Below are 7,606 nucleotides of genomic sequence, written 5' to 3'. Positions count from 1 at the left end.
TAATTACAATCGCCCCCACAGCTCACTAAACTTCCTACCTCCGGCAAAATACAGAGAAAACTATGAAAACAATGTCGATAAGAAACGTGTCACTTTACAAGTGGTGTAAAAAATGGGACAGGGTCAGAATAATTTATATTTGTAGTTGACACATTCACTACAGAGTGCTTATATTGTAATATATGAAATTGAAGGAAAGTCTTTGTATGTTTGAAAGAATCATGAAACAGCAGATGATGAACAGGGTATTATACTCGCTAATCCCGATCACTCTGTTTGCGATTTACTTGTTCGGATGGAGGGTACTTGCCATCGTAGCGGTAGCCAATATTGCCGCTTTTATCAGTGAATACCTCTTTGTGCGCAGCAAGAAAGCTGGCAAGGTTTCCATGGCGGCATTTGTTACTGGTAGCTTGGTTGCGCTCACCCTACCTCCAAGTATCCCCTTGTGGATGTCTGCGCTTGCTGCAGTGATATCCATCGTGTTTGGGAAGATGGTTTTTGGCGGTTTTGGCGCCAATATCTTCAATCCGGCTATTTTGGGGCGCACTTTTGTGTATATATCATTCCCGAATCAGATGACAATTTCTTGGCTAAAGCCCTACGTGATGAGTGATTTTCCCGGAGGTTTTGCACGCTGGACGGTGGAAAGTTCGATGCAGACAGGTGCAACCATTCTGAACAGCTTCAGAGCCAGCGGAGAGGCAATGTATAGCATGCGAGAGTCCTTATTCGGCTTTGTTTCCGGGTCTGCTGGAGAAACATCTGCCCTGTTGATCATTCTTGCAGGCATATACTTGATTGTCACAAAAACAGCAAAGTGGCAGCCCATGCTTGCTACCTTACTATCTCTTACCCTCTTTACTTGGCTCTTTTACCCTTCAGAAAATCCCCTTTACCTTATCCTTAGTGGTGGTGCTTTGTTCGGCACTGTATTTATGGTTACAGACCCTGTTTCTTCCCCCAAAGGAAACTGGGGTATCTGGATCTATGGTTTGCTAATCGGTTTCCTCACTGTCTTCATTCGCCGTTTCTCACTATTTGCTGAAGGTTTCATGTTTGCTTTGTTGCTTACAAACGCTTTCATGCCGCTTATTGAATACTGTCTGGAAAAGGTAGGCAGGAAATGAAAGATAGCTTCTGGTTCCCCATAGTCTTCATGCTGATAATAGTGTTGATCTTTACCGGTATCCTCAGCGTGATGTACCGACTGAGTGAAAGCAAGATAGAAGCCTATTTAACTGAAACCTACGAGAGACGCATTCTCGGTACTCTAGCGCAAGCTATCGCCGATGCTGATGCTGGTTCTGCAGATGATATCACGGCAGCATATCCGGAATCTTTCCATAAATACGTCCAAAGCATGGAAGATAAGGGTTTTGAACGCAAGGTCTATCGCGCTGTGGTGCATGACAGCACTGTAGCCTATTGTTTCGAAATCGGAGGTAAGGGGCTTTGGGGATCAATGCGAGCTCTGGTCTCCACTAGCACCGACTTCCGCACGATCTATAGCTTAGCCATCGTAGATCAACAAGAAACTCCGGGTTTGGGCGCTCGCATCGAAGAAGAATGGTTTTTGGATCAATTCCGCAATCGGCTCTTTGTTGTGAATCCTGATTCCTCCGATGATGTTACTCAGAAATATGAGTTTATAGCCGAAGCCCAAAGTCCGGTAAATGATAGTCAGCTAAAGCGCGTTACCGGGGCCACCATTACCTCGGACTCGGTAATAAAGATGTTACAGGACGAGTTCAATTACATATACAAGTATTACGGAACGAAAGCAAATGAAAAAGACTGAGATATTTAGCATCGCTGCATTCAAAGAAAACTCCATCTGGAGACAGATACTGGGCATCTGTTCAGCCTTGGCGGTTACCAACCTGATGATGAACAGCCTGATTATGGGTTTGGGCGTAATCTTTTCCCTAGCCCTGTCGAATTTCACGATTTCCCTGATCCGCAATTGGACTCCCAGAAGCGTCAGAATGATGGTGCAAACGCTAATTATAGCATCTTATGTGATAATCGTGGACGTTTTCCTGAAGGCCAATCTACCCGAGATCAGTAAACAACTGGGACCATATGTCGGATTAATCATTACAAATTGCATCCTGATGGGCCGAGCGGAAGCTTTTGCCTCACAAAACTCACCTATTGATTCTCTAATCGATGGTATCGGTGCTGGTACCGGCTACACACTCGTTCTGCTCATGATCTCCTTTGTACGGGAACTCTTTGGTTTTGGCACCATCTTTGGATTCAAAGTTCTTGGCTCCTGGTGGACAAACTGGAGCATCATGGTTATGGCTCCCAGCGCTTTTTTCCTGCTGGCGATACTCATCTGGATAATCAACACACACTATTATAAGGCGAAAGTATAATGGATATCAGCGGATTTATTCTGTTTTGGGCTGCAATCTTCACCAGCAATATCTTACTTACGAACTTTCTGGGTATGTGTTCATATCTCTCGGTATCCCGTGAGATCGAATCCGCCCTGGGCTTGGGAACTGCTGTAATATTCGTTATTACTGTTACTGCAGCATTGAACTGGTTGGTTTACAATTACATCCTGGTTCCTTTCGAAATCGTATATCTCCAGTATATTGTGTTTATCATTGTTATTGCGGCTTTTGTGCAATTTCTGGAATTGCTGATTGAACGCTATGCTCCAGCGTTGTACTATACTTTGGGAATCTTTCTCCCTCTGATCACGGTAAACTGCGCAATCTTTGGAGTTGTATTGTTCATGATTATCCGCAATTATAACTTCATCCAATCCATAGCATTCGCAGCGGGAAGCGGGATCGGATGGTTACTGGCTATCCTTATGCTTGCTGGTATCCGCCGAAAGCTGAAAGAAAAGCTGGTTCCCATAGGATTGCAGGGCGCGGGTATCAGCCTCATAATAACAGGTATAATGGCACTTGGTTTTGTCGGTTTTTCCGGCATTGTTCAGATTCAATAGGGAGATTTGATGTTACAACGAATTATTGACGATATCGCCCTGATGAGCGCAATCGGTGTTATCCTGGCTTTTATCATTGTGCTTGCACAGCGCTGGCTCAGTAATTATGGTGAGGTAATTCTGAACATCAATAACAAAAAGGATATCACAGTGAAAGGAGGCAATTCTCTCTTGGCGACCCTTGCCGACAATCAAATCTTCATCCCTTCCGCCTGTGGAGGCAGAGGCACTTGCGGTGCTTGCAAATGCAAGGTCTTTGAGGGAGGAGGTCCGCTGCTACCTACTGAAAGACCACTACTTAGTAAAGAAGAACAAGCTAGAGGAATGCGCCTAAGCTGCCAGGTAAAAGTAAAAAGTGATATCAAGATTGAGATTCCCGAATCCATCTTCAACATTCGCAGATTCCACTCTATAATCGAAGAAATAATTGATTACACATATGACATCAAAGGCATCACATTCAGACTTCAACAGGGCGAAACCATCGACTTCAAAGCCGGCCAATACGTCCAATTGGAGACAGAACCGTATGGAAAAGTAAAGCAAAAAGTCATGCGTGCATACTCTATATCTTCCAAACCGGAACTAAACGACCGTATCCAATTGATAATCCGCCTGGTTCCGGAAGGAATCTGTAGCACCTGGGTTCATAGAATCCTAAAAGTTGGAGACAAAGTAAATTTTACCGGACCTTATGGAGATTTCTATTTGCGTGACACCAATGCGGATATCCTGTTCGTAGCCGGAGGTTCAGGAAAAGCACCGATAAAATCCATACTTGAGCACTTACAGGAGGTAGGAACAAAGCGAAAAATGACATACTTCTTTGGCGCCCGCACTACCAAGGATCTATATCTCACCGAGGAGTTCAGGGCTTTCGAGAAAGTATTTGAACAGTTCGAATATGTCCCCGTTCTTTCCCATGCCCTTCCGGAAGAAAACTGGAGTGGAAAGACGGGTTTTGTAATGCCGTATTTCAAAGACGCGATACGAGATCCGCAAAACACCGAAGCATACCTTTGCGGAAGTCCTGGTATGGTAAATGCGGTTACCAAATCGCTGATTGAGTATGGACTATCTGAAGACAAAATCTACTACGACAGTTTTGGGTGATATTATGAAACAAACTCCACTAGAATCCAAGATAATGGCCAAAATGCAGCCCGGAGTAATTACTTATGGCGGTTTTTTGGGAACTGACAGAAGAGATTTTATACAGATAATAGCCGATGATGAAAAGACTCTAAACAAGCTAGGAAAGACTCCTGAGGAGATTGCCGACAGACTGGAATACTTTCAACAGCAGAGTTTTGATGCTTTCGAGAGTAATACGGTTGTTGATGGTATTTACGAGGTGGAAACTGAAGTTGTGCGCGGATATCTACCCTGTCCATTTATGCATCAGGGTATATATCGCAAGAGCTACACCACCGTAACCAATACCAGATCCGGCAAGAGCTTCACATACTCCGCTCTAAATATACACTTGATAAGAGCACATCACTTTTTCGAAGGAAAAAAATCTCACTTTCGTTTAGAGCCGGACGAGCTGGTTAATGAGCTCTTCCAAAAATAATCATTGACTACATGAGCCCTTCGTCAATTGTGGTATTATCGTAAGATATTTATAGAGTAATGAATATAAGGAGTTCCACATGGCGAAGAATAACCGTGGCAAAACCCTCAGATCCATGCCTGATCATGGTCGCGGCGAATGCCCTCACTGCCATCGTACCGGTGTAAAGCTGATGTACGAAATAAAAAGCGCCGAGAAGGCCATCAAGGTCTGTAAGGTCTGCAAAAGCACTCCAGCCGAAAAGCTTGAGGCCTAAAATCTCACACTAGGTTTGGGAGAGCGCTGCTCTCCCTTTCTTATTACTGCTACTAATTTTGAAAGCAATAAAAGAACTCGGACAGCATTTTCTCAAGGATCCCGCATTAGCGTCCCAGATTGCGGATTTGGGTGACATCTCACCTGGCGAAAGAATATGGGAGATCGGTCCCGGACCCGGTATTCTAAGCCATGAGATTATTTCACGAGGTGCTGTTCTGGAAGCTTTTGAACTGGATAAACGCATGTCAAACCTGCTCCATGAACGTTTCGGTGACAACATGCAACTTATCCTCACGGACATTCTACGACTCAACTGGCCACAACAAATCGCACTGGGATACTCACCCCTCAAGATCATTGCAAACATCCCTTACCAGATCACATCTCCCCTGCTTTATCTCATACAGGAGCATCACATACATTTCCACCATCTGGTTCTGATGGTCCAGAAGGAAGTAGCTCAACGCCTTTCTGCTAAACCCGGAAAGAAGGATTATGGTCCTCTTACTATCAAGCTGGGTCTTTGTTACGACATCAAAACCGCCTTTATGGTAAAGCGGGAGTGCTTTGAGCCGGTTCCGAAGGTGGATTCGGCAGTGATCATTATGCAAACCCGCAAAGAAGTGCCCTACATTGCCAATCCCCAATGCTTCAATAATGTTATCAATGCTGCTTTTGCTCATCGCCGCAAAACACTAAGAAACAATCTGGTTTTCCTGGTAGGGAAAAAAGAGATGGATTATTTGGAACAACGGACTGCCATAGATTTCAACCGTCGTGCGGAGACTCTGGATGAAAAAGAGTTCATTCGTCTTAGCGATACTGTGGCTGAGCTGTAGCGCTTCTCTTTGCGCTCAATCCAGCGGTATTGAATTCTATCATTACAATAGCGACAATGTTCGCCTCTTGGAATCAATTCTGCAATATTCTATGAATCCGTATGCAAACACAGGTGTGAACATTTATGGACAAAGCTCCTGGGAAGACCGGATGAATTTCAATCAGGAAACTCGCCGTTCCATGCTCGGTAGCTCTCTATCATACTCCCGAAACCACCTTACCCACACATTCCTGATGGACTACGAGTCTTATTTCGATTCCAGCGATCTGGAGCCCACAGCCTACATCAATAAAAACGGAAAACTGGGTTATGGACTGTTTTGGTCCCCCTTGGATAGCCTTCTTCTGGGATTACAGGCTCATGGCCTTATCCGCAACGAACAAGACCGCTATCTGCACGATAACTATCGCAGTAGTGATGGATTTCAGCTTGCTTCCGATGCCTCCTACCGCTACGAAGGTTCAGCCGTCTCTGCCGGTCTCAGGGGAAATGTGGAGGCCAAAGAAATGAACTGGGAATCCTACCGTTACATCCGTGCTGCTTTGGATTTCAACGCCGCATCCGACAAGATTGATTGGGAAAGCGGAATCAACCTTGATCACCGGTTGGACGATATCTACACCATCAGTCATAGCTTAGAAGATGAACGCAGCATTTACCAAAAACATGATGAACAAAAACGCCACGGTATGAATGTTTTCGGTACTCTGCAATACACACCTCACTCAAAAATAATCCTCAGCCTTGGAGAAAACTATACGGAGAAACGCATCAGGTTAAGAGAGAACACGATCCGCAACAACGGAGAATTCTACAATGCCCTTGATCTGGCCATAAACTACAAGATACTGCCTACCTTGAATCTGAAACTCAATGCTGCCCACAATATCTCCATCAAGGATTTCAATATCGAACAAAACACCCGTCATATCGAAAATCGCATTCTCAATGCAATATCGGGCTGGGAATACAGTCCGCAGGATTCTCTCTTTGTAGGTATGGGCATCGTCCTGCAACGTACCAGCTTCCCTTCCAATGAATACTGGGACAACGATCTTCGTACCAGAAGTGCCCGCCTGGGCTGGAAGCATTATTATCACGATTTTCTGCGCATGTCAAACTGGTTTTATTACTCTATGCGAGACGATATCTATATGAACGCCTTACTTTCTGCCAACAACCACAGCCTGGAAAGCTTCACCTTCAATCCGGAAGCAGAAATTCTCTTTGGTGATCGCCTCGCCTTCGTTCAAGCTTATCAAGTTCGCACAGATTATACCGATTACCATTATAAGAATTCCCGCACCGACAAACTGTATCGACAGTTGAGCTGCAGCTACAAACTAGTCTTCGATAGTTACCCCTACGTAGCCCGGGCGGGCGATGAATATTGGCTTGCTTTGCCCTATCGAAGCCATTCCGGTTCAGCATTCCTCAGCGATATCAATTTCTCTTACGAAGAAAACCAATACGGGGAGAAGCAGGGAGAATACTACAATATTCGCAGCAAAAACCGCCGCTATCTTGCCGGACTTACCATCAAACACGATATTGATACTTTTTACTACAGCCTCGCCCCGCGGTATAGCTGGGGTACATGGAAAGAATACTCCCTCACTGCAGGTACTTATTGGACTTTCGACAATGGGAGTTATGTGGAATTAAGCTTAAGCCCCATATCTGAAGATTTCAAGGAGATTGATTGGCGCAGTTCCATAAACCTGAGCATTGTGTTCTAATCCCCACCTCCATTATCCCCTCTACATTTTTTCTCACACTATTTATACACACTATTCACAGCAAAGATCCCCGGAATTTACTTCCTTCATACACTATATAGCGGACAAGACTGGGACAAATTTGCATCCCCCCTACACAAAGGGCATTACAACGTAATTCCTCTAGCATCACAAATGCCCAGGCATCTTTGTGATTGACAAAAAACCGCTGCGGATATGTG

9 protein-coding genes are annotated in these 7,606 nt (G+C 44.7%); all 9 read left to right on the top strand.

The window, feature by feature from the left end; all coding sequences use genetic code 11:
• The first annotated feature begins 206 nt into the window (after nt 1-206).
• The 9 genes from PHF32_05605 (at nt 207) to PHF32_05565 (ending at nt 7,385) form a co-directional block, all read left to right on the top strand.
• On the top strand, nt 207-1,130 hold the full coding sequence (locus PHF32_05605; GenBank protein MDD4560195.1) for an RnfABCDGE type electron transport complex subunit D: 924 nt from the start codon (nt 207-209) through the stop codon (nt 1,128-1,130).
• Complete coding sequence (locus PHF32_05600; GenBank protein ID MDD4560194.1) at nt 1,127-1,801, top strand: FMN-binding protein; 675 nt, start codon at nt 1,127-1,129, stop codon at nt 1,799-1,801. The genes PHF32_05605 and PHF32_05600 overlap by 4 nt, the downstream gene beginning before the upstream one ends.
• On the top strand, nt 1,788-2,384 hold the full coding sequence (locus PHF32_05595; GenBank protein MDD4560193.1) for an NADH:ubiquinone reductase (Na(+)-transporting) subunit D: 597 nt from the start codon (nt 1,788-1,790) through the stop codon (nt 2,382-2,384). Before PHF32_05600 ends, PHF32_05595 begins: the two co-directional genes overlap by 14 nt.
• Entirely contained in the window at nt 2,384-2,971 is a 588-nt protein-coding gene (locus PHF32_05590; protein ID MDD4560192.1) for an Rnf-Nqr domain containing protein, read from the top strand. The genes PHF32_05595 and PHF32_05590 overlap by 1 nt, the downstream gene beginning before the upstream one ends.
• Before the next feature lie 9 nt (nt 2,972-2,980).
• Nucleotides 2,981-4,084, top strand: a complete 1,104-nt coding sequence (locus PHF32_05585) for an FAD-binding oxidoreductase (protein MDD4560191.1) — start codon at nt 2,981-2,983, stop codon at nt 4,082-4,084.
• Between the two features lie 4 nt (nt 4,085-4,088).
• On the top strand, nt 4,089-4,547 hold the full coding sequence (locus PHF32_05580) for a hypothetical protein (GenBank protein MDD4560190.1): 459 nt from the start codon (nt 4,089-4,091) through the stop codon (nt 4,545-4,547).
• Between the two features lie 79 nt (nt 4,548-4,626).
• On the top strand, nt 4,627-4,803 hold the full coding sequence (locus PHF32_05575) for a hypothetical protein (protein MDD4560189.1): 177 nt from the start codon (nt 4,627-4,629) through the stop codon (nt 4,801-4,803).
• A 58-nt stretch (nt 4,804-4,861) separates the two neighbouring features.
• On the top strand, nt 4,862-5,644 hold the full coding sequence (rsmA, locus tag PHF32_05570) for a 16S rRNA (adenine(1518)-N(6)/adenine(1519)-N(6))-dimethyltransferase RsmA (protein ID MDD4560188.1): 783 nt from the start codon (nt 4,862-4,864) through the stop codon (nt 5,642-5,644).
• Nucleotides 5,598-7,385 (top strand): hypothetical protein, encoded by a 1,788-nt coding sequence (locus tag PHF32_05565; protein ID MDD4560187.1) that lies wholly within the window; start codon nt 5,598-5,600, stop codon nt 7,383-7,385. Before rsmA ends, PHF32_05565 begins: the two co-directional genes overlap by 47 nt.
• Nucleotides 7,386-7,606: the final 221 nt, after the last annotated feature.

Source organism: Candidatus Cloacimonadota bacterium (assembly GCA_028706475.1).
Lineage (GTDB): Bacteria > Cloacimonadota > Cloacimonadia > Cloacimonadales > Cloacimonadaceae > UBA5456.
This window is presented reverse-complemented; position numbering and strand designations above follow the sequence as displayed.

What these genes read in the sequence shown, in the direction of transcription:
- PHF32_05600 (MDD4560194.1), top strand. Translation starts at nt 1,127, where the DNA reads ATGAAAGATAGCTTCTGGTTCCCCATAGTCTTCATGCTGATAATAGTG.
- PHF32_05580 (MDD4560190.1), top strand. Translation starts at nt 4,089, where the DNA reads ATGAAACAAACTCCACTAGAATCCAAGATAATGGCCAAAATGCAGCCC.
- PHF32_05575 (MDD4560189.1), top strand. Translation starts at nt 4,627, where the DNA reads ATGGCGAAGAATAACCGTGGCAAAACCCTCAGATCCATGCCTGATCAT.
- PHF32_05590 (MDD4560192.1), top strand. Translation starts at nt 2,384, where the DNA reads ATGGATATCAGCGGATTTATTCTGTTTTGGGCTGCAATCTTCACCAGC.
- PHF32_05595 (MDD4560193.1), top strand. Translation starts at nt 1,788, where the DNA reads ATGAAAAAGACTGAGATATTTAGCATCGCTGCATTCAAAGAAAACTCC.
- PHF32_05565 (MDD4560187.1), top strand. Translation starts at nt 5,598, where the DNA reads ATGAAAAAGAGTTCATTCGTCTTAGCGATACTGTGGCTGAGCTGTAGC.
- PHF32_05605 (MDD4560195.1), top strand. Translation starts at nt 207, where the DNA reads ATGTTTGAAAGAATCATGAAACAGCAGATGATGAACAGGGTATTATAC.
- PHF32_05585 (MDD4560191.1), top strand. Translation starts at nt 2,981, where the DNA reads ATGTTACAACGAATTATTGACGATATCGCCCTGATGAGCGCAATCGGT.